This window comes from Micromonospora sp. NPDC023644 (assembly GCF_040640115.1).
Taxonomy (GTDB): Bacteria; Actinomycetota; Actinomycetes; order Mycobacteriales; family Micromonosporaceae; genus Micromonospora.
In genome coordinates this window covers 16,334-37,569 of record NZ_JBFABA010000055.1, presented here as the reverse complement: position 1 = coordinate 37,569, position 21,236 = coordinate 16,334, and the positions used below count along the sequence as shown (strand labels likewise).

16 protein-coding genes are annotated in these 21,236 nt (G+C 73.0%); 3 read left to right on the top strand and 13 right to left on the bottom strand.

The annotated features are described in order from the left end of the window. The 5 genes from AB0G08_RS26070 to AB0G08_RS26050 all read right to left on the bottom strand — a co-directional run. The coding region (locus AB0G08_RS26070; RefSeq protein WP_358092357.1) for a type I polyketide synthase at window positions 1-1,727 on the bottom strand (1,727 nt) is incomplete at its 3' end. Between the two features lie 38 nt (window positions 1,728-1,765). Beyond that, window positions 1,766-2,113 carry a hypothetical protein gene (locus AB0G08_RS26065; protein WP_358092355.1) on the bottom strand — a complete coding sequence of 116 codons (348 nt, stop codon included), beginning with the start codon at window positions 2,111-2,113 and terminating at the stop codon, window positions 1,766-1,768. Between the two features lie 5 nt (window positions 2,114-2,118). After that, on the bottom strand, window positions 2,119-3,687 hold the full coding sequence (locus AB0G08_RS26060) for a fatty acid--CoA ligase (RefSeq protein WP_358092353.1): 1,569 nt from the start codon (window positions 3,685-3,687) through the stop codon (window positions 2,119-2,121). A 36-nt stretch (window positions 3,688-3,723) separates the two neighbouring features. Next, window positions 3,724-4,296 (bottom strand): FcoT family thioesterase, encoded by a 573-nt coding sequence (locus AB0G08_RS26055; RefSeq protein ID WP_357882008.1) that lies wholly within the window; start codon window positions 4,294-4,296, stop codon window positions 3,724-3,726. A gap of 55 nt (window positions 4,297-4,351) precedes the next feature. Then, window positions 4,352-5,380, bottom strand: coding sequence for an AfsR/SARP family transcriptional regulator (locus tag AB0G08_RS26050; RefSeq protein ID WP_358092351.1), 1,029 nt, complete (start codon window positions 5,378-5,380; stop codon window positions 4,352-4,354). A 293-nt stretch (window positions 5,381-5,673) separates the two neighbouring features. Between AB0G08_RS26050 and AB0G08_RS26045 the strand changes: the two genes are divergently transcribed. The 3 genes from AB0G08_RS26045 to AB0G08_RS26035 all read left to right on the top strand — a co-directional run bounded on the left by AB0G08_RS26045 (window position 5,674) and on the right by AB0G08_RS26035 (window position 10,230). Next, window positions 5,674-7,980, top strand: coding sequence for a TOMM precursor leader peptide-binding protein (locus AB0G08_RS26045; RefSeq protein WP_358092349.1), 2,307 nt, complete (start codon window positions 5,674-5,676; stop codon window positions 7,978-7,980). 45 nt (window positions 7,981-8,025) lie between these two features. After that, complete coding sequence (locus AB0G08_RS26040) at window positions 8,026-9,495, top strand: SagB family peptide dehydrogenase (protein ID WP_358092346.1); 1,470 nt, start codon at window positions 8,026-8,028, stop codon at window positions 9,493-9,495. Between the two features lie 129 nt (window positions 9,496-9,624). After that, a complete protein-coding gene (locus tag AB0G08_RS26035; protein ID WP_357882021.1) occupies window positions 9,625-10,230 on the top strand; it encodes a response regulator transcription factor in 606 nt (201 codons plus the stop codon). Here the strand turns inward: AB0G08_RS26035 and AB0G08_RS26030 are convergent. The 8 genes from AB0G08_RS26030 to AB0G08_RS25995 form a co-directional block, all read right to left on the bottom strand. Continuing rightward, on the bottom strand, window positions 10,126-11,325 hold the full coding sequence (locus tag AB0G08_RS26030) for a histidine kinase (RefSeq protein WP_358092344.1): 1,200 nt from the start codon (window positions 11,323-11,325) through the stop codon (window positions 10,126-10,128). The two genes, AB0G08_RS26035 and AB0G08_RS26030, sit on opposite strands and share 105 nt — an antisense overlap. Window positions 11,326-11,870: 545 nt before the next feature. Further along, on the bottom strand, window positions 11,871-12,446 hold the full coding sequence (locus AB0G08_RS26025) for a sigma-70 family RNA polymerase sigma factor (RefSeq protein ID WP_358092342.1): 576 nt from the start codon (window positions 12,444-12,446) through the stop codon (window positions 11,871-11,873). Window positions 12,447-12,726: 280 nt separating this feature from the next. Continuing rightward, window positions 12,727-13,506 (bottom strand): ABC transporter ATP-binding protein, encoded by a 780-nt coding sequence (locus tag AB0G08_RS26020; RefSeq protein WP_358092340.1) that lies wholly within the window; start codon window positions 13,504-13,506, stop codon window positions 12,727-12,729. After that, window positions 13,503-14,603 carry an iron ABC transporter permease gene (locus AB0G08_RS26015; protein ID WP_357879692.1) on the bottom strand — a complete coding sequence of 367 codons (1,101 nt, stop codon included), beginning with the start codon at window positions 14,601-14,603 and terminating at the stop codon, window positions 13,503-13,505. Before AB0G08_RS26015 ends, AB0G08_RS26020 begins: the two co-directional genes overlap by 4 nt. A 5-nt stretch (window positions 14,604-14,608) precedes the next feature. Next, window positions 14,609-15,637 carry an ABC transporter substrate-binding protein gene (locus AB0G08_RS26010; RefSeq protein WP_358092338.1) on the bottom strand — a complete coding sequence of 343 codons (1,029 nt, stop codon included), beginning with the start codon at window positions 15,635-15,637 and terminating at the stop codon, window positions 14,609-14,611. Then, on the bottom strand, window positions 15,634-17,115 hold the full coding sequence (locus tag AB0G08_RS26005) for an MFS transporter (RefSeq protein ID WP_358092336.1): 1,482 nt from the start codon (window positions 17,113-17,115) through the stop codon (window positions 15,634-15,636). The genes AB0G08_RS26010 and AB0G08_RS26005 overlap by 4 nt, the downstream gene beginning before the upstream one ends. Then, entirely contained in the window at window positions 17,112-20,942 is a 3,831-nt protein-coding gene (locus AB0G08_RS26000; RefSeq protein WP_358092334.1) for an amino acid adenylation domain-containing protein, read from the bottom strand. Before AB0G08_RS26000 ends, AB0G08_RS26005 begins: the two co-directional genes overlap by 4 nt. Then, window positions 20,935-21,204, bottom strand: coding sequence for a phosphopantetheine-binding protein (locus AB0G08_RS25995; RefSeq protein ID WP_358092332.1), 270 nt, complete (start codon window positions 21,202-21,204; stop codon window positions 20,935-20,937). Before AB0G08_RS25995 ends, AB0G08_RS26000 begins: the two co-directional genes overlap by 8 nt. Between the last annotated feature and the right edge of the window lie 32 nt (window positions 21,205-21,236).

Below are 21,236 nucleotides of genomic sequence, written 5' to 3'. Positions count from 1 at the left end.
CACACCTCGTCGAACGCGGCGGCGAAGACGGGGTACGCGGCGGCGAGTTCGGCGCCCATGCCCACCCGCTGCGCCCCCTGACCCGTGAACAGGAAGGCGAGCCGCCCGCCGGTGGACGCCGGGGTCGGCTGCACGCCGGCCTCCAGCGCGCGTACCAGCTCCTCGGTGTCGCGGCCCACCACGGCGGCGCGGTGCTCGAACGCGGTGCGCCCGACGGCCAGCGTGAAGCCGACGGCCACGGCGAACCCGACGTCCTCGGGGTCGCGGCCTGCCACCGCGCCGGCCAGGCGCGCGGCCTGCGCCCGGACCGCCTCCGGCGTCCGTCCGGAGAGGACCCACGGGATCACCGGCGGTGCCACCGCCGCGACCGGCTCGGGGGACTCCGCCGGCTCGGGCTCCTCCAGCACCACGTGGGCGTTGGTGCCGCTGATGCCGAACGACGACACGGCGGCGCGACGCGGACGGTCGCCGGCGGGCCACGCCACCGGCTCGGTCAGCAGCGACACCGCCCCCGCCGACCAGTCCACCTTCGGGGACGGCTCGTCGACGTGCAGCGTGCGCGGCAGCAGCCCGTGCCGCAGCGCGCCCACCATCTTGATCAGGCCGGCGACGCCGGCCGCGGCCTGGGTGTGGCCGATGTTCGACTTGATCGAGCCGAGCCAGAGCGGCCGGTCCCGGTCCCGCCCGTAGGTGGCGAGGATCGCCTGCGCCTCGATCGGGTCGCCCAGGACGGTGCCGGTGCCGTGCGCCTCGACCACGTCGACCTGGCTCGCCGACAGCCGCGCGTTGGCCAGCGCGGCCCGGATGACCCGCTGCTGCGCGGGCCCGTTGGGGGCGGTCAGGCCGTTCGACGCCCCGTCGGAGTTGACGGCCGTGCCCCGGACCACCGCCAGCACCCGGTGGCCGTTGCGGCGGGCGTCCGACAGCCGCTCCACCACCAGCACCCCGACGCCCTCGGACCAGCCGGTGCCGTCGGCGGCGGCGGCGAACGACTTGCAGCGGCCGTCCGGCGACAGCCCGCGCTGCCGGGAGAACTCGATGAACGTCTCCGGGGTCGCCATCACCGTCACGCCGCCGGCCAGCGCCAGCGTGCACTCGCCGTTGCGCAGCGCCTGCCCGGCCAGGTGCAGGGCGACCAGCGACGACGAGCACGCGGTGTCGACGGTGACCGCCGGCCCCTCCAGCCCGAACGTGTACGCCACCCGGCCCGAGGCGATCGAGCCCGTGGAGCTGTTGCCGGCGTAGTCGTGGTACATCATCCCGGCGAAGACGCCGGTGGCGCTGCCCCGCAGCCCGGCCGGGTCGATGCCCGCGCTCTCCAGCGCCTCCCACGAGGTCTCCAGCAGCAGCCGCTGCTGCGGGTCCGTCGTCAACGCCTCGCGCGGGCTGATCCCGAAGAACTCGGCGTCGAAGTCCGCGGCGTCGGGCAGGAAGCCACCCTCGCGGGTGTACGACCTGCCCGGGGCGCCCGGGGTCGGGTCGTACAGCTCCCCCACGTTCCAGCCCCGGTCGGTGGGGAAGGCGCCGATGCCGTCGCGCCCGGCGGCGACCAGGTCCCACAGGTCCTCGGGCGTACGCACGCCACCCGGATACCGGCACGCCATGCCGACGATCGCGATGGGCTCGTGCGCGGCCTCCTCCGCGTCGCGCAGCTTCCGCCGCGTCTCGCGCAGCTCGGCTGTCGTCCGCCTGAGGTAGTCGAGCAGCTTTTCCTCGTTGTCGGGCATCGACGTCACTCCAAGAGCGGACCGGTGGGGATCGGGTACTAGAGCGGGATGTTCCCGAGCGCGCCGCGCCGCCGGACGGAGCCGGTGGCGGCGGCGGGCACGGAGGCGGGACGGGCCCGGGTGTCCTCCGGGCGGACGACCTCGTCGACCACGGCGGGGTCGAGGGGGCGGTCGAGGTCGCCCGCGACCGGCTCGTGGTCCTCGACGGGTCGCGCCACGGGTTCGCGGCGTCCGGTCTCCCCGGCCGCCGCGATCGTCGTGCGGTGGATGACGCCGACGGTGGCCCCGGCGAAGGCGTACGGCGGCGTGGCGCCGCGCCGCGCCGCCGGCCGCGACGGCCGGCGCAGCGGGGCGCGGCGGTCGCGCTCGCTGGTCACCGCGATCATCGCGGTCAGCTCACCCTGCGCTCGTGACCCTGCCAGAATCGCTCCCGCAGCTCGCGGCGCAGGATCTTGCCGCTGGGGTTGCGCGGCACCCGGTCGATGAACTCGTAGTGCAGGGGCTGCTTGAAGGCGGCGAGCTTGCCGCGCAGGTGCAGGGCCAGGTCGCGCTCGGTGAGCTGCTGGCCCTCCACCGGCACCACGAACGCGTGCACGGCCTCGCCCCAGCGCTCGTCCGGCACGCCCACGACCGCCGACTCGGCGACCAGCGGGTGACGGCCGATGACGTGCTCGACCTCGGCCGGGTAGACGTTCTCCCCCGCGACGATGATCATGTCCTTGATCCGGTCGCGGATGTACAGGTAGCCGTCCTCGTCCAGCACGCCGGCGTCCCCGGTGACGACCCAGCCGTCGACCAGGGTCTTCGCCGTGGCCTCCGGCAGGTTCCAGTACTCCACCATCGCCGCCGGGGTCCGCAGCCAGACCTCGCCGACCTCGCCGGCCGGCAGCGGGTTGCCCTTCTCGTCGGCGACCTTGACCTCGAAGCCCGGGTAGGGGCGCCCCGCCGCCTGCATCCTGCCGCTGTCCGGCGTGTGGTCGCTCGGGGGCAGGCAGATGGCGGTGTTGCCGGTCTCGGTCAGCCCGTAGATCTGGGCGAACTCGCAGCCGAAGCCCTCGACGCAGCGGGCGAGCAGCGCCGCCGAGATGGGCGCGCCGCCGTAGACCACCTTGCGGAGCGAGGTGAAGTCCTCCTTGGTGACGCCGGGCTCCGCCAGCAGCAGCCGCAGCATCGCGGGCACCAGGCAGGCGGTGGTGACGCGCAGCGTCCTGATCAGCTCGACCGCGCCCGCCGTGGTGAACTCGCGCATCACGACGTTGGTCACGCCCGACACGAAGCCCTGCGTCGCCCACCACAGGCCGCCGATGTGGAAACCGGCCATGCCGACGAGGCTGACGTCGCCCTCGCGCCAGTCGATCCAGTCCAGCTCCGCCGAGGCGAGCGCCTGGCGTACGGCGAAGAAGCTGCGGTGCGCCAGGACGACGCCCTTCGGCAGCCCGGTCGTGCCGCTGGTGTACATCTGCACCAGCGGCGTGTCGGGGGTGACCCGGCCCAGCACGTTCGCGTCCGGCTGCGCCGACACCCAGGCGGCGAAGCCGGCGCCGGAGGCACCAGGCTCGTCGAGTCCGACCACCTGCTTCAGCGTCGGCAGTTCCGGCGCCAGCTTCTCGGCGGTGGCGGCCGAGTCGGCGTCGACGAAGAGCAGGGCGGCGCCGGAGTCGCGCAGGATGTGCTCGACCTCGCCGGCGGCCAGCCGCCAGTTGATCGGCACCAGCACCACGCCGGTCTTCGCGGCACCGAAGAGCAGCTCGTAGTAGTGCTCGGACTCCTTGCCGAGGTAGGCGATGCGGTCGCCGGGGCGCAGGCCGGCCGCCTGGAGGCCGCGCGCGACCTGGTTGCTGACGCGGTGCAGGGTGGCGTAGTCGACGCGCCGGCCCTCGCAGACCATGGCGACGACGTCCGGCTGCTGGACGGCGTGCCTGCGCACCACGTCGACGAGGGTGCGCAACTGAACAGTCACCGGGTCCTCCTCAGGGGACGTACGGGTGGGGGCGGCTCACGCCGCGTCGGCCTGGAAACGCATGCCGGGCGGGTTGACCAGCGCCATCCGCACCTCGCCCTCGGCGGCGCCACCCTGGGTGTCCCAGAAGCGCCAGGGCATGTCGATGATCTGGACCGGCTTGCTGCGGTTGCGCTCGCTGAACTCGGCGAAGGACACCTCGCCGTGGAACGACGACGAGTCGATCGGCCGCCGGAACTTGCTGGTGAAGTTCGCGATCAGCATGTCCGGGAGCTGCTTGGCCCAGTAGTCGTCCATCGTCCACGCGGCCAGCGCGGGAACCGCCCGCTCCTGGACGCACTTGGCGATCAGGTAGTACATGAGCTGGTTGAAGCAGATGTTCACCTCGACCGAGTTGAGGTGACCGGTGTCGTCGATGTAGCACGGGTAGGGGATGGCGAACTCGCCCTCCGCGCTCGCCAGCCCGTTGGCGACGGTGACCGTCGCGGACTTCAGGTACTGGGTCTTCGGCCTCGCGTACGGGCGCAGCACGTCCGAAAGCAGTCCCGGGTCGTTGGCAAATGTCGCACGTCCGATAGACGCGCCGTTCTTCACCGGCGATGTGGTCATTGCTATTCCTCCTTTGCGCACGAGTGCGAAATTGAAGGTAATCTCGGCCGGTCCATCACCCGGTAACAGCGGAAGAACTCAGCCGGCGCCCCTGGCGGACCCGACCGACGAGCCGGTCCAGCAGCATGTCGGAGGTGAGCGACAGGTCGGCCAGGAGCGGGTCGGTCGACAGCAGCGCCCGGTGCAGCGCCTGGATCCGCTCCGAGGGCTCGATGCCGAGTTCGCCCATCATCCGACGGCGGAACCGCAGGTAGACCTCCAGCGCCGCCGGCGTGCGGCCGGACCGGTGCAGCGCGAGCATCAGCATCGTGTGCGCCGACTCGTGCAGCGGGTGCTCCACGACCAGCGAGGCGAGCTCGGAGGTCGCCTCCCGGTGCCGGCCCAGGCACAGGTCGGCGTCGATCCTGGTGGTGTACGCGTAGAACCGGCGCTCCTCCAGCCGCGCCGCCTGGGCGCGCAGCTGCGGGCCCCACTGCCCCTGGTGCACGACGTTGCCGCGCCACAGCGCCAGCGACCGGCGCAGGTGCGCGCCCGCCTGCTCGTAGTCGCCCGCGTGCATCGCCGCGGTGCCCGCCGTGACCAGCTCGTCGAACTCGACGATGTCGAGCTGCTTCGGGTCCACCCGCAGCGTGTAGCCCCCGGAGCAGGTGAGCAGGACGTCCCGCGCGATGTCCTCGACGGACCCGCCGAGCACGTCGCGGAAGAGCTTGCGCACCTTGAACATGTACGTCTGGAGGGTGGCGTGGGCGGTGCGCGGCGCCCCCGAGCTCCACAGCTCCCGCACGAGCACCGACGCGCCGACCGGCTGGTTCGCGTTGAACAGCAACGCGGACAGGACCAGCCGCAGCTTCGGCGCGCTCGGTGCGATGTCGACCCCGTCGTGCCGGATGACGAGCGGGCCGAGCAGCTCGAACCGCAGTCCGGCGAGCGGGTCTCCCGCCGGGCGCCGGGGCGGCCCGACCGGTGGCGGCTCGGTACGCCGGACTTCCGTTGCGGGGTCGGCCGCCGACTCCAGCAACGCGGCGAGGAGCGTCAGTTTCTCCTCGTGCGACATCGATCCCAGTTCCGCAAACTTGGTAATCATTTCGCCGACCTCGCTATCAGTCGGATCCACCGCACTTTCCACCGCCGACGACTGGTGTCGGCGTACTGGTTCCGTGACGGGAGCGACGATTCCGACCAGGGGGAGTCAGGACAGGCTTCCACGCTATTCCAAGCCAGGGTCGAGCCGATAGTGACCGCGTCATGGACGGGCGTGACCAAACGAGGGGGCAGCATGTGACCGCGGCACTTGCCCGCGGCCTGCGCTGCCGGGAGGCTGGGCTGGAGGCACGCTGGAGTGTCGCTGGAGCGGCACTGGTCGAGCAGGGGGCAGCCATGTCGGGTGGGGACGCACAGCTGCGCGTCGGGTTCAAGCGGCACCTGCGGGCCCACGTGGTACGCGGTGACGCGGTCTACCTGCTGTCCGAGCGCGGCGCCACCTCGGTCAGCGGGGCGCACGTCGAGGCCCTGGCCCCGCTGCTCGACGGCACCCGGGACCTCACGGAACTCGTCCGGGACAGTCCCGCCGGGATGTCGCCCGCCGAGATCGGCACGGTCGTCCGGCGGCTCGTCGACGCCGGCCTGGTCACGCTACGGCCGGCGCAGGAGGCGGAGGCCGACGAGCCCGCGCTCGCGTACTGGGAGTCGGCGGGCCTGGACCCCACGGCCGCCGTGCGGGCCACCGCCGCCGCCCGGGTCGACCTCATCCGCGTCGGCTGCCCGCCGCGGGATGCCGCGGCGGCGGAGGACGCGCTGCGCGCGGCCGGGTTGACGGTGACGCAGGTTTCCGGGAACTTTTCGGCCTCGCCCGCCGACTTATCGATTGTGCTCTCTGCGGACTATCTCGACGAGGGACTGGCTGCCGTCGACGCCGCGCACCGCGCCGCCCGCCGGCCCTGGCTCCTCGCGAAGCCCGGCGGCGCACAGGTGTGGGTGGGGCCGGTGTTCGACCCCGCCGCCGCCACCGGGTGCTGGCACTGCCTGGCGCACCGGCTGCGCGGCCACCGCCAGGCCGAGACGCGCCTGCGCGCCGTCGTCGGCTCCGCCACGGAGATCGGCACTCCGCCGGTGTCGCTGCCCCCGCTCGGCGCCGCCGCCCTGCACCTGGTGGCGCTGGAGGCCGCCAAGTGGACGGCCGGCCTGCGGCACGACGGGCAGCGCGCGGTGTGGACGTTGGACAGCGTCACCCTGCGCGGCGTCCACCACGAGGTGCGCGCCCGCCCGCAGTGCCCGGAGTGCGGCGATCCCGGCATCGAGCGCGACCGGGCGTTCCGTCCGGTGCCGCTGCGCAGCCGGCCGAAGGCGTCCCGCTCCGGCGGCAGCCACCGCGCCCTGCCGCCGGAGCGGGTGCTGCGCGACTTCGGGCACCTCGTGAGCCCGGTCAGCGGCGTGGTCAAGGAGATCACCCGCGACGGGCGGGGCCCGGCCTTCTTCAACTCGTTCCGCTCCGGCCCGAACCTCGCGATGACCACGCGCAGGAACGCCGAGCAGATGCGTTTCGCGCTGCGCGCCGAGAACGGCGGCAAGGGCGTGACCCCCGTGCACGCCGAGGTCAGCGCGCTCTGCGAGGCCATCGAGCGGCACAGCGCCTACTTCCACGGCGACGAGGCCCGGGTCACCGGCAGCTACACCGAGCTGGCCGACACCGCCGTGCACCCCGACGACTGCCTGCTCTTCGACGAGCGGCAGTACGCCGACCGCGCCCGCTGGAACGCCACCTGCTCGCCGTTCCAGTACGTGTGCGCGCCGTTCGACGACGCGGCCGTGACGAGCTGGACCCCGGTGTGGTCCCTCACGGAGCAGCGGCACCGCCTGCTGCCCACCTCGATGCTCTACTTCAACGTGCCGGAGCAGCACGGCGGCACGTCGCTGTGCGCGGACTCCAACGGCAACGCGGCGGGCAGCAGCCTGGAGGACGCGCTGTTGCAGGGCCTGCTGGAGGTGGTGGAACGCGACGCGGTGGCCCTCTGGTGGTACAACCGCACCCGGGCCCCCGCCGTGGACCTGGACAGCTTCCGCGACCGCTGGATCGACGAGCTGCGGGAGGTCTACGCGGGCCTGCACCGCGAGGTCTGGGTCCTGGACGTGTCGTCGGACGTCGGGATCCCCACCATGGCCGCGCTGTCCCGGCGCACCGACAAGCGGTGCGAGGACATCATGTTCGGCTTCGGCGCCCACCCCGACCCGCGGGCGGCGCTGGTCCGCGCGCTCACCGAGATGAACCAGTTGATGCCGACCGTGGCGGAGGTCGGCGGGGACGACGACGACAGGTACGGCTGGTCCGATCCCGACGCCGTACGGTGGTGGCGCACCGCCACCTGGGCCGGGGACGCCTACCTGCGGCCCGATCCGGCGGTGCCGGCACGTCGACTCACCGACTACCGCCACACCCCGACGGACGACCTGCTGTCCGACGTCCGCTCGGTGCAGCACAGGCTGGAGGCACTGGGGCTCGACGTGCTCGTGCTCGACCAGACCCGTCCGGACGTCGGGCTTCCCGTGGTGAAGGCCATCGTGCCGGGGATGCGGGGCTTCTGGGCGAGGTTCGCGCCCGGCAGACTGTTCGACGTCCCGGTACAGCTCGGCAGGCTCGACCGCCCCACGGAGTACGAGAACCTCAACCCGATACCACTTTTCGTGTAGAGCGGGCGCCCGTGGCGTCGCCGCCGCGCCCGTCGAGGAGCCAGGTTGCCATCCGACGCCGACACGTCCCGCCCCGGACCGAGCCTGTCGCTGTGGTCCTTCCGGGACGACGTGACCATCGAGACGGCTGAGGACGGCAGTCTGACGATCCTCTCCCGTTGGGGTGACGTCCCGGTGGGCCGGCCCGCGCCCGCGGTCGAGGAGGTCCTGCACCGCATGACCTACGGGCCGGTCGCGCTCGGCAACGTCGCCGGGCTGGACGAGGGCGTCCTCCGGCCGGTCTTCGACCGGCTGCCCGGCCGGATAGTCCGCTCGCTCGGTTCGCGGGACTCGCCGGTGCCGCTGCTCTCCGTCCAGCCGGTCTCCCCGCAGGGGGTGTTCGCGCTGCCGGAGGTGGCCGAGGACCGACCGCTCAGGCTGTCCCGTTTCGCGTTCGCCCACCAGCGGGACGGCGAGCTGGTGCTCGAGTCCCCGCTGTCGCACCACCGGGTGGTGCTGCACCGGCCGCAGGCGTCGCTGGTGCTCGGCGCGCTCCCCCGCGCGACCACCACCGTCGAGGTGGGTCGGAAGGTCGGCCTGGCGCTCCCGGTGGTGGCCGACGTCGTCGCCTACCTGGTCGGCGCGGGCATGGTCGTCGTCGCCGAGGCCGGCACGTCGGAGTTCCACGAGGACTCCGACCCCACCCTGGCGATGTGGTCGCCGTACGACCTGCTGTTCCACTCGCGCAGCAGGCTCGGCCCGCACGACGACCCCGCCGGCGCGACGTTCCGCCACGTCGCGACCCTGCCGCCACCGGCCGCCGTCAAGCCGGTGCCCGCCGGCCCGCGGATCCCGATGTACCGGCCGCCCGTCACGGTGCCGCACGGGATGACCCTCACCGAGGCCGTCGACCTGCGCCGGTCGACCCGCACGTTCGCCGAGGCGGCGCCGTCGACCCGGGAACTCGGGGAACTGCTGTTCCACGCGGCGCGGGTCCGGATGCAGACGGTCGCCACGGCTCCCGACAACGTGCGGTACACGGTGACGCGGCGTCCGTATCCCAGCGCGGGCTCGCTGTACGAGCTGGAGCTGTACCTGACGGTGGACCGCTGCCCGGACCTGCGGCGCGGCATCTACCACTACAGCCCGGTCGACCACGCGCTGACCCTCGTCAACGCCGACCCGGCCGACGTCGACGAGTTGCTCGACAACGCGCGCGTGTCCGTGGGGGGCCGGCGACCCCCACCGGTGCTGATCACCATGACCGCGCGGGCGGGGCGGGTGTCCTGGGTGTACGACAGCATCTCCTACGCCACCACCCTGAAGCACGTCGGCATGCTCCAGCAGACGCTCTGCCTCGTCGCCACGATGCTCGGGCTCGCCACGTGCGCGCTCACCATGGGCGACGCCAGGGTTTCCGCGTCGGCGTTCGGGCTCGACTGGCCGGCGGAGGTCGGAGTCGGCGAATTCGCCATCGGACTACCCGAAAACGACATTTCCTGTAACGAGGAGTATCTGGGCGTACACGGAATGTGAATGGACCCATGGGCCATCGGCAAATGGCTTTGCGACACTTCAGACGCGGGCGCGAAAAGAGCATTCATGATGCGTGCTGGCGCGTGATAGAACGGGGTTAATCGCGCCGGCCCGACAGGGGATGCCAAGTTGATCAAGGTGTTGTTGGCCGAGGACATGCACATGGTCCGAGATGCGCTGGTCGCGTTGCTCAACCTGGAGCCGGACATCGAGGTCGTCGCCGCGGTCGCCTCGGGCACGGAGATCCTGCCCATGGCGCAACGGTTCCGGCCCGACGTCGCCGTGATCGACATCGACCTGCCGGGCAAGGACGGGCTCTCCGCGATCGCCGACATCCAGGTCCACCTGCCGGAGATCCGCACCCTGGTCCTGACCGCGCTCGGCCGACCGGGCACCCTCCGCCGGGCCTTGTCCGCGAAGGCGACCGGCTTCCTGCTCAAGGACGCCCCGACCGAGCAGCTGGTCGACGCCATCCGCAGCGTCGCCGCCGGCCGGCGGGTCGTCGACAGTCAGCTCGCCATGTCCGCCTGGGACAGCGCCGAGTGCCCGCTCACGGCGCGCGAGACCGAAGTCCTCCGCCTCACGGCGGAAGGGCTCCAGGCCGTCGACATCGCGGCGCAGATGTTCCTGTCAGTCGGCACCGTCCGCAACTACCTGACCACGATCGTCAACAAACTCTCCGCCCGCAACCGCGTCGACGCCATCCGGGTCGCCCGGGAGGCCGGCTGGCTGTGACCGGGACGCGCCGTGGCGCTCCAGGCGCAGGGGCACCTTGGCGCACAGGCGGAACAGGTCCGGCTGCCGGTCGACCGTCAGCGAGCCGCCGATCTCCTGGGCGCGTGCGGACAGGTTGCGCAGCCCGTTGCGCCCGCTGCCCGGGTCCCTGGGCGGCCCGACGGCCTGGTCGTCGTTCACGATCTCGATCCAGGCGTCGTCCTGGGTCTGCCGGATGGTGATGTCGCAGCGCTTGGCCTTGGTGTGCCGCAGGATGTTGGTCACCCCCTCCCGCAGCACCGTGGCGAGCACGGTGCTCACCTGGACCGGCAGGTCCAGGTGGTCGCTGTCCAGCCGCACCTGGATGTCCGCGGCGGAGAGCACGGAGACGGCGGAGCGGCACTCCTCCTCCAGCGACAGTTCGCGGTAGCCGCTGGCCACGGTCCGCGCGTCGGAGAGGGCGACCCGCGATATCTCCAGGATCTCCAGCAGCTGGTCGCTCGCCTCCTGCGGTGACTTCTCCATGAGCCGGTGCACCAGCTCGATCTTGAGCGAGATCGCGGACAGGCTGTAGCCGAGCAGGTCGTGCAGGTCGCGGGCGAAGCGCAGCCGCTCCCGCAGCACCGCCATGCGCGCGATCTCCGCGCGGCTCTCCTGCACCTCGACGACGAGCGCGGTCAGCCGGGACAGCCCGTAGACCACGAGCCCCGTCGTGACGGTGGAGATCGCCGTGTAGAGCATGTCGATCGGCGCGTGGGTGAAGAGCCACTGGGCGAGGGCCATCGAGGCGACGATGAGGGCGAAGGTGACCCACGCCGTGACGGCCCGCAGCACGAGCAGCACGCTGCCGGCCAGGAAGCCCGGCATGCCGACCCACGCCTGGCCGAACGCCAGGATCGGCAGGTAGACCAACGCCGCCTGGGTGGCGAGGACGCCGTAGCCCAGCGGCGTGCGCAGGCGCCCGTTGTCCCGGCCGTACCACAGCATCTGCATCGCCATCAGGACGGCGATGCACGTGAACGACAGCCCGATGGCGAGCGGACCGACGGGCAGGAACATGACGTGGATGAAGCCGATGAGGCTGATGCTTGCGAAGACGGCGGTGACGACGCCCATCGCGAGCCGGGGCGCCGGTAGCGGCGCGGCCCCTCGCGATGATGAGCGCCCTGGTGTGACGGAGAGGTTCACGGCAGCAGCGCTCTCGTTTGCTCTAGCGCAGCCGGCGTACGCCCAGAGGCCAACTCGCCCCGCACCCCGTATGGCCGGCCCCCCGCCAGCCGCGACGCCCGATGACGGGCCTCGGTTCAACAACCACGACACACTCCCCAGTGATCGACCCGACGGCGGGAATGGTCCCGTCTGCCCGCGCAGGAACCCGGTGGGCCGGTCGGACGCCGACAGGGCGCCGAAGCCCACAGAGTTGTTACGCAACGCAAACGTTTTTGAACGGATTCCCGGCCGCGAATTGCTATGTGCCCTTACGGACACCTTCCCCCTTGAGGGTCGACCTTTCCACAAAAAAATGACGGCCGTCAAGCCGTCCGTCCTTGGTCGCTGCGGCGCGAAAGGGTCCTAATCGATGCTAGGGAACATTTGCCGCCGTCACGTCATATCCTCTAGTAGGGACATTTGACGCGGAGGTCGCCGCGCGGCGGCGGGGCCTACCGGGGGAGCGCCGGACGCCGCCGCGGGGCCGGTGCCAGCACCGACACGAGGTCGCGCCGGGCCCGCGCCACACGCGAGCGGATCGTGCCGACGGGGCAGCCGCAGAATTCGGCCGCCTCCGCGTATCCGAGACCCAGCACCTGGGTCAGCACGAAGGCGTCGCGGCGGGCCGCGGGCAGCGTGCGCACCGCGAGGTTGAGCGCGACCGTGTCGTCCAGGCCGGGTAGGTGGTGGGCAGCCGAACGCTCCGCGGTGGCCTGCCAGTCCTGGTCGGACACGATCCGGGGCCGGCTCGCGGCGGCGCGGAAGTGGTCGGCGGCCACGTGCCGCGCGATGGCCAGCAGCCAGGCCCGCGCGTGGTGGCGCCCGGTGAACAGGTGCGCGCTGCCCAGCGCGCGCGCGAACGTCTCCTGGGTCAGGTCCTCGGCGTCGGCGTGCCCCACCAGGTAGACCAGGAAGCGCCAGACGTCACGCCGCGTGCTGCGGACGAGCGGATCCGCCGCTGCGCGGTCGCCCCGCCCGACGGCCAGGGCGAGAGCCGTGACCGCGCTTTCTCCCAGTGAGTCCGACATGAATTCACGGTAACCGTACGGGGTGCGGGGAGAAACGGATTCCAGTGGCGGTCCAGCCGGGCTCATCGCCGGGAACCAGAATTCGTTGGAACCGTCCGGCCGGCGCGTGCGGCGTCCCGGGGCCCACGCGGCGGGCCGGTCGGCGCGCGGGCCCGGGAGACAGGCCCGCGGGGCCGCCGACGCACGCGCGCCCGACGGCGGCGTGGCGCCCGGGCCGCCCGTCGACGCGCCGCCCGGCCGGACCCGGCCGGGCGGCTCGCACGTCCGCCTCATCCCCGGCTCAGCCCGTCGTGGCCAGCGGCCGGGCACCGTACGTGACGCGGACGACCCCGTCGTCGTGCCGTTCCGTCTCGGCGGTGACCCCGAAGACCCCGGAGAGCACCTGGGGCGTGAGCGCCTCCAGCACCGGCCCCACCGCGACCACCTCCCCGCGGTCCAGCACGACGAGGCGGTGGCAGCTGCGCACCGCGAGGTCCAGGTCGTGCAGCACCGCCAGCGTGGTGACGCCCAGCGTGTGCACCAGTTCCAACAGCTCGAACCGGGCCCGGATGTCCAGGTGGTTGGTCGGCTCGTCGAGCACCAGGAGCTGCGGCTGCTGGGCGAGCGCCCTGGCGAGCAGCACCCGCTGCTTCTCGCCGCCGGAGAGCGAGCCGTAGATCCGGTCCGCGTGCTCCAGCATCCCGGTGCGCGTCAACGCGTCGACGACGATGTCGTGGTCCTCGGGGGTCTCGCGGTCGAACACCCCCTTGTGCGGCGTCCGCCCCAGCGCGGCGACCTCCTGCACGGTCAGCCCCGGCGGCGTGGGGCTGTTCTGCAGCACGGCGGCGGTCCGCCGCGCGGCTGCCCGGGCCGACAGCGACCAGACGTCCTCGTCGCCGAGGAGCACCCGGCCGCCGGTGGGGCGGACCGACCGGTAGATCGTCCGCAGGAGCGTGGACTTGCCGCTGCCGTTGGGGCCGATCAGGCCGACGACCTCGCCGGGCGCGACGTCCAGGTTGACGTCGCGGAGGATCGGCTTACTGCCGATGGAGACGGACACCTGCTGCACCTGAAGCTTCATGAGTGGGACAGGCTCCTATCCCGGCGCATCAGCCAGATGAAGAACGGTGCGCCGAAGAGGGCGGTCAGGATGTTGAGGGGCAGTTCGTTCGGCGGGTCGACCGTCCGGCAGAGCAGGTCGACGATCACGAGGTAGACCGCGCCGACGAGCGCCGCGAGGGGCAGGACCCGCCGGTGGTCCACGCCGAACGCGAGGCGCACCAGGTGCGGCACCATCAACCCGACGAAGCCGATGCCGCCGGCCACGGCGATGAGCACGCCCGCGAGCAGTGACGTCAGGACGATCGACACGATCCGCAGTCGCTTGACGTCGATCCCGAGGGCGGTCGCCGACTCGTCGCCGGTGACCAGCGCGTTGAACTGCCGGGCGTACAGGGTCAGCAGCACGGTGACGGCGAGCACGACCACGCCCGCGACCTGGAGCTGCTCCCAGCGGGCGCCCGCGACGCTGCCGAGCAGCCAGAACATGATCTGGCGCATGTTGTTGGGCGTCGTCTGCAGCTGCAGCAGGCTCGTGATCGACGTGAAGACGTAGCTGATCGCGACCCCCGCGAGCACGAGCCGGACCGGGTTGAGCCGCCCGCTCTGCTGGCCGAGGGTGAACACCAGCGCCACCGCCAGCATCGCGCCGACGAACGCCGCGCCCGACACGCCGAGTCCACCGAGCGTCCCCGCGCCCAGTGCCATCACGGTGACGGCGCCGACCGAGCCGCCCGCCGACACCCCGAGGATGAAGGGGTCGGCGAGCGGGTTGGCCACGAGGGCCTGCAGGACGACGCCCGCGACCGCGAGCCCGGCGCCGCAGAGCGCCGCCAGCAACACCCGGGGGATCCGGAAGGTCCAGACGATCTGGTCGTGCGCCGGGTCCACCGCGGGGGTGGCCCCGGTCAGGTGCGCCCAGACGATCCGGCCGGTGTCGCCGACGGAGACGTGCACCGACCCGACGGCCGCCGCGACGAGGATCAGGACGACCAGCAGCACGCCGAGCACGAGCAGGCACAGCGGGAGCGGCGCGCCGTGCAGGGGGGCCGGCCGGGTGACGGTGCGCTTCGGCGCGGCCGACACCCGGCCGTTCGTGGAACGCGACAAGGTGGTCATGGCGCTCAGAACGCCTCGGGGTGCGCGGCCTGCGCGATCTTGGAGACCGCGAGGTGGTTGCTGGGGCCGAGGTAGATCGAGTCGGACAGCACGACGTAGCGGTTGTTCTTCGCCGCGTCCCACTGCGGGAACTGGGCGAGCAGCTTCTTCGCGTCCGCGTCCGGATCCTTCGACATGTAGTTCACGACGAGCAGGACGTCCACGTCGGCCTTGGCGACCTGCTCGCGGGAGAGGTTGGCGAACATCTGGTCGGTGGCGCCCTCGAAGGCGTTCACCGCGCCCGCCTTGGCCATGATGTCGTTCCAGATCCCGTTGCCGCCGACCGAGCTGAACTCGCCGCCCATCGCCATGCCGGGGATGATCAGCATGACCTTCTGCTTCGGCAGGTTCGCGGTCTTCGACCCGACGGCGGCGATCTGCGCCTTCGAGTCGGCGATGATCTTCTCGGCGCGCTCGGACACCCCGAAGATGGCGCCGAGGTCGCGCAGCAGCGCGTAGCTGTCCTCGACGGTCGGCGTGCCCGAGACCGTGCCGACCTCGCCGCACGAGCTCTTCGGGGCGTACGTGTTGGCCCCGACGGCGGCGAGGTCGTCGCGGGTGGCGAAGCCGGCCTCGGCGCGGAAGCCCCCGTCGTAGGTGGAGATGACGAAGTCCGGGGTCAGCCCGATCATGGCCTCGCGCGGGATGTCCGACATGTCGTTGAGCTTGATGTTCCCCGTCGGCAGCTTCTTGATCGCGTCGACCCGGCCGTCGACCTCGGAGGCGCCGTAGGACTGCGCGTTGGCGACGATCCGGTCGGCGACGCCGAGTTCCAGCAGCGCGGAGACCTCGGCGACCGACCCGCCGTTCATCACGACCACGCGGCTCGGCGCCTGCTTGTAGGTGTACTCCTTGCCGCAGTTGGTGATCGTCACCGGGTAGCCCGCCTTCGGCGGGTCGTTCGACTGGTCGGCCTCGCTCCTGGCCGCCGTGCAGGCCGTCGTGAGCAGCAGGGCGGCGACGGCCGCCGCAAGGGGGAAACGCTTGAGATTCATCCGGTCCTCCGAATGGTTGACGTGGCGACGGGCGTCGGCGCCGCCGCCGGATCCGGTTCCGCTGCCGCGGCCGTGGGCCCGGGCAGGTGGTGCAGACGGACACTGACCAGGCCGGCGCAGGTCGCGGAGGCCGCGAGCAGGAGCGCGGTGGCCGCGAAGGCCTTCGCGTGGTCGGCGAAGGGCACGCCGGGGTCGCCGGGCGTCGCGCCGAGCACGGTGCGGTACCAGACCCCGGCGACCGCGACCCCGAGCGCGAGACCGAACTGCGTGACGGTGGTCGCCATGCCGGACGCCGCGCCCGCCTCGGCGGGTTTGACCCGGCCGAGGATCCCGGCCACCAGGGGCGAGACGACCAGACCCTGCCCGAAGCCGGCCAGCGTGACCACCGCGACGAGCATGGGCGCCTGCGCGGACTCGGGAGCCTGGACGACCCCCGCGCTCGCCAGCAGGACGGCGGCCAGCAGGCCGCAGCCCCAGACCGGGGTCGGCGTCGTCACGAGGCGCCCCACCCGCCGGTTCGCCGCCGAGCCCAGCGAGAAGCCGATCCCGAGCGGCACGAACATCAGCGCCGCGGTGAGCGGCGTGAAGCGCAGCCCGGTCTGCAGGTAGTAGGTGAACACGAGGAAGAGCCCCGAGTTCGTGGCGAACAGCGCCAGCACGGTCAGCAGGGACAGCCGCATCCCGGGGGCGGTGACGACCCGCGGCGGGAACAGCGGGTTGCCGCCCTCGCGGTGCAGGCGCCGCTGCTGGTTGACGAGCACGACGGAGACGGCGAGCGCGACCGGCACCCCGAGCCACAGCCACGCCGGGCCGCCCGGCCCGAAGACCAGGGGCACGAGCAGGGCGGGCGCCGCCACGATGGTGAGCGCCGCGCCCGCGAGGTCGAGCCGGTGCGGCGCCTTCGGCACGGTGCGCGGCAGGATCCCGCCCAACGCCAGGATCGCGATCCCGACGGGCACGTTGACGAGCAGCGCCGGCCGCCAGCCGAGGCCCGCGATGTCCGCCTCGACGATGAGACCGCCGCCCGCGATGCCGCTGATCACGCCCAGGCCGATCACGACGCCGTAGACGCTGATCGCCCGCGCGAGCCGGTCCGGGTCCTGCACGGTGGCCCGGATGATCGCGAGCACCTGGGGGGCCATGAACGCCGCCGTGGCGCCCTGCAGGAACCGGGCCACGATGAGCAGGTCGGCGTCCGGTGCGACGCCGCACAGCAGCGAGGTGAGCGTGAAGCCGGCGACACCCCACAGGAACACGGTGCGGTGCCCCATCCGGTCGCCGAGCCGCGCGCCGGTGACCATGAGGGCCCCGAACGCGATCACGTACGCCGCGCCGACGAACTGGATCTGGTCGAAGCCCGCGCCCAGGTCGCGCTGGATGGACGGGCTCGCCACGTTGACGACGAACCCGTCCACCTGGGTCATGAACGTCGCGGCGAGGACCGCGCCGAGTCCTAGCCACTCGCGCCGTTCGCTCATGCTGCCCTCCGAAGGTCGCCGACAGGTGGGAGTACGGCGCCGACCCGCGCCAGGGGACCGGCGGCGAGCATGCCGTCGTGGGTGCAGTCCAGCCGGTGCACGTCGATGCGCCCGTCGACGTGCGGCTCCCAGCTCTGCGGGCCGGGCCAGTCCGGTGTCTTGCCGTCGGTCGCCTCGACCACCAGCACGTCGCCGGTGAGGCGCCGGGGCGTCCAGTCGGCGGCGAGCCGGGAGTTGCGCGCGAAGGCGTCGTACGCGAGGCGACGCTGCGCCTCGTCGAGGCCGCCCAGCGCGGCCTGGCCGAGCACCGCGGCGGCGGCGTCGTGCTCGTCGGGCGGCGGCAGTTCCCGCCAGGCGGCCGGGACCGGGTACGAGTCGAGCAGCACGAGCGGGGCCACCGACTCGCCGGACTCCGCGAGCTGCGTGGCCATCTCGTGGGCCACCAGGCCGCCGAACGAGGCGCCGAGCAGGTGGTAGGGGCCGGCGGGCTGGATCTCGCGGATGCGGCGCACGTGGTCGGCGGCCAGCTCGGCGACGCTCGCGCCCCGCCCGGCGGCGACCGACTGGAGCCCGTACACCGGGCGGTCGGGCAGGCTCGCCAGCAGCGCGGCGTACGCCCACGCCAGCCCGGTGGCCGGCGCGACGCAGAACAGCGGCGGCCCGCTCCCCCGCGTCCGCAGCGGGAGCAGCACCTCCGTCGAGCCACCGCCGGTGTCCGTGGCGAGCGCCGGCGCGAGCTTCGCGACGGTCGGCGCCTCGAACACCGTCCGGATGCTGATCTCCACGCCGAACTCCGCGCGTACCCGCCCCATGAGCCGGGCGACGAGCAGGGAGTGCCCGCCGAGCGAGAAGAAGTCGTCGTCGATGCCGACCTCCGGCAGGCCGAGCAGCTCGGCGAAGAGACCACACAGGACGGCCTCGCGGTGGTCGCGCGGCGCGCGGCCGCCGACCGTCGCGGTCAGGTCCGGCGCGGGCAGCGCCGCGCGGTCGAGCTTGCCGTTCGTGGTACGCGGGATCGCCGCCAGCGCGACGAACGCGGGCGGCACCATGTAGTCGGGCAGCCGCTCCGCCACGAACTGCCGCAGCGCGGCGGGCTCCGGCGCGGCGTCGTCGGCCGGCACGACGTAGCCGACGAGCCGCACCTGACCCGGCGCGTCCTCGCGCGGCACCACCGCCGCCTGGGCGACCGCGGGGTGGGCGAGGAGGACCGCCTCGATCTCCCCCGGCTCGATGCGGAAGCCACGGATCTTGACCTGGTCGTCTGCGCGGCCGAGGAACTCCAGCGTGCCGTCGCGCCGCCAGCGGGCGAGGTCGCCGGTGCGGTACATCCGGCTGCCCGGGGGGCCGAAGGGGTCCGCCACGAACCGCTCGGCGGTCTGCTCCGGCCGGTCGTGGTAGCCGCGCGCCACCGGCGCCCCGGCGAAGTACAGCTCCCCCACCGTGCCGGGCGGCACGAGCCTGCGCGCCGGGTCCAGCACGTACGCCCTGGTGTTGGTGAGCGGCCGGCCCACGATCGGCTCGGCGCTCTCCGCGAGCCGGCACCAGAGGGTGTCGACCGTGCACTCGGTGGGACCGTACAGGTTGTAGACGGTCATGCCGGCGTCGCGCAGCGCCGTCCAGAGGGCGGGGCCGGTGGCCTCGCCGCCGAGCGCGAGCACGGCGGGCCGGTGCCGGCCGGCGTCGAGGAACCCGTTCGCCACCAGCTCCTCGGCGTACGTGGGGGTGATGTCCATGAAGTCGATCCCGTGCCGGTCGACGTAGTCGAGCATCGCGGCGGGGTCGCGGCGCCGGTCGTCGTCGACGAAGTGCAGCTCGTGGCCGTCGAGCAGCCACAGCAGTCCCTCCCACGACGTGTCGAACGACAGCGACGCGGACAGCGCGGCCCGGCACACCCGGCCGCCGGCCGCCGGCCGGATCATCGTGTCGCGGTGGTGGTGGAAGAGGTTGACCAGGCCGCGGTGCTCGACCACGACGCCCTTCGGGACGCCGGTGGAGCCGGACGTGTAGATGAGGCAGGCCGCGTGTTCCGGGGCGAGGCCGGTGTCCGGCAGGGGCGAGTCGGGCGCGGCGGCCAGCTCCGCGACGGTGGCGGGAGCGTCCACGAGCAGGACCGGCACGTCCGCCTGCCGGTGGCCGGCCCAGAGCGCCTCGGTGGCGAGCAGCACGACGGGCGCGCTGTCGGCGAGCATCGCTTCGACCCTCCGGGCGGGCAGGTCCGGGTCGACGGGGACGTACGCGGCGCCGGCCTTGAGCACGGCGAGCAGCCCCACGACCGCCTCCGAGGTGCGGGGCAGCAGGAGCCCCACGTGCCGGTCGGGGCCCGCCCCCCGGGCGACGAGCAGGCTGGCGAGGCGGTCGGCGCGGCGGTCGAGCTCGGCGAAGGTCAGCGTGGCGTCGCCGGCCACCAGCGCCGTACGGTCCGGGGTCGCGGCGGCCTGTGCCGCGAACAGCGCGGGCACGGTCACCGCCGGCAGGGGCCGGGCCGTGTCGTTCCACTCCTCCAGCAGCAGCCTGCGCTCGCCGTCCAGGAGCAGGTCGACGTCGGCGACCGGCGTGTCGGCGGCGTCGGTCACGCGGCGGAGGAAGGTCAGGAACCGGGTCAGGTGACCGGTGAGCTCCGCGTCGTCGTAGCAGTTGGGGTTGGCGTCCAGGACGATCCGCAGACCGCTGCCGTCCCCCCGGTCGTACACGTGGACGACCAGGTCCTCGACGAGCCCGGCACTGACGTTGTGCACGACGCCCCGGTGCCCGGCGAAGCGCAGGCCGTAGTCGAACGGCATGATGTTGACCGACGGCCCGAAGAGCTTGCGCTCGCTGGCGACCATCCTGAGGTCGCGGCGCAGTTGCTCGTAGCGGTAGCGCAGGTGCGGACGCCCGGCCCGCAGCTCCGCCGCGACCTGCGCGGCGAGGTCCGCCAGCGTGGCGGCGGGCTCGACGCGGACCCACAGCGGCACGACGTTCGTCACCATGCACGGCACCCGCAGCGACACCGAGCCGAGCCGCGACATGACCGGCAGCGCGAGCGTGAGCTCGTCCGCGCCGGTCATCCGGTGCAGGTACGCGGCGAAGGCCGCGACGACCGTCTCGCTCCACGTGGTTCCGGTGGCCCTGGCGACCGCCTTCAGCGCGGCGATGCCGGCGCTGTCGAGGTCCGCGGTGGCGCGGAGCACGCTGCGCGCCAGCTTGCCGCTGCGGCGGGCCAGCACCACCGGCGCCGGCCGGCCCGCCGCCCGGGACGTCCAGTGCTCGCGCGCGGCGGCGTACCTGTCCGAGTCGGCCCAGGCCCGGTCCTCGTCGACGACGGCGGCGAGCGACCCGAAGGTCCGGGGCGGCGCCTCCCGCCCCTCGACGGACGCGGTGTAGAGCTCGGCCACCCGGCGGGCGACGAGGGACAGCCCGTACCCGTCCAGGGCGATGTGGTGCACCCGCTGGTACCAGAGGATGTGGTCCGGGCCGAGCCGGAGGAACGCCTGCCCGAACAGCAGGTCCTTGCGCAGGTCGACGGGGTTGTCGAGGTCCGCGCGCATCCAGGCCAGTGCGGCGGCGAGCGGGTCCGCCTCGGCGCTGGTGTCGACCAGGTGCACCGGCCACGACCCGTCGTCGCGGGGGCGTTGCCACGCGCGCCCCTCGGCGTCCTCCTCGAACACGACGTTCAGCGCCTCGGCCTCGCCCACGGCGGTGCGCACCGCCGCCTCCAGCAGCCCCAGGTCGACCGGGCCGCGGATCTCCACGTACTCGGCCGTGTTGAAGGCGGGGCTGTCCGGGTCGAACTGCTGACCCGTCCAGATCCCCTCCTGGGCGGCGCCCAACGGCAGCGGCTCAGTCATCCCGGCCCACCAGCAGCTTCACCCAGTGCTCCACGGTCGGCCGCTCGGCCAGGTCGACGAAGCTGACCTCGGCGCCGGCCTCGCGCCACCGTTCGATGAGCGTCATCAACCGCACCGAGTCCAGGCCGCAGTCGAACAGGTCCTCCGTGTCGAAGCTCTCGTCCGGGCGACGGTGGAGCATCTCCGCGACGTCCGCCCGGATCGTCGCCGCCGTCAACTGGTCTGCCACGTCATGCCTCTCGACCTCGTGCGATGTGGACACCGGTGGGATCCGACGGTCGACACCGCCGGATC